Here is a 782-nt window from a genome sequence, read left to right as displayed (position 1 = left end):
TAGAAGCTTCTGGTCAAGCGCTATTGCATGTTATCAACAGCATCCATCGCGCAGACACCATTGCCGAGATGAAGCAGAAAAAGATTGCTACGGTATAGTCATGCTGAGCTTTATCGCTCAGGGACAAATAACACGATTTCAAATAATTAAGCTCAAAAATTAGAAGATTAAAGGAATAACATGACAGACAAATCATACAAAATTGCCGTACTTCCTGGTGACGGCATCGGCCCAGAAGTGATGGCTCAAGCGCTTAAAGTTCTGGATGCTATCGAGCAAAAACATGGCATCTCATTTGAGCGCGAAGAACATGATGTTGGTGGTATTGCTATCGATAATCATGGTTGCCCACTTCCAGAAAGTACGGTAACAGCGTGTGAAGAGTCTGACGCGGTTCTATTTGGTTCGGTTGGTGGCCCTAAGTGGGAACATTTGCCACCAAACGACCAGCCAGAGCGCGGTGCATTGCTGCCACTACGTAAGCACTTCCAACTATTCTGTAACCTTCGCCCAGCGCAAATCCACGCTGGCCTAGAAGCTTTCTCACCGCTACGTGCAGACATCTCAGGTCGCGGCTTTGATATTGTCGTCGTACGCGAACTAACTGGTGGCATCTACTTCGGCCAACCGAAAGGCCGTGAGGGTGAAGGCGCTAACGAAAAAGCGTTTGATACCGAGGTGTACCACCGCTTTGAGATCGAACGTATTGCAAAAATCGCGTTTGAATCGGCTCGTCTACGTCGTAAGAAAGTGTGCTCAATTGACAAAGCAAACGTTCTGCA

General features: G+C 47.4%; 1 protein-coding gene. It reads left to right on the top strand.

Annotated features, from left to right (window positions below; translation table 11 throughout):
- Nucleotides 1-180: 180 nt before the first annotated feature.
- A partial coding sequence (locus tag R7Z47_RS24535; protein ID WP_318130720.1) for an isocitrate/isopropylmalate family dehydrogenase occupies nucleotides 181-782 on the top strand: 602 nt, incomplete at its 3' end.

Origin of the sequence: Vibrio sp. 1641 (assembly GCF_033339995.1) — a bacterium.
Taxonomy (GTDB): Bacteria; Pseudomonadota; Gammaproteobacteria; order Enterobacterales; family Vibrionaceae; genus Vibrio; species Vibrio alginolyticus.
Note: the sequence above shows the minus strand (reverse complement) of the source record. Positions and strands in the feature narration are given on the sequence as shown.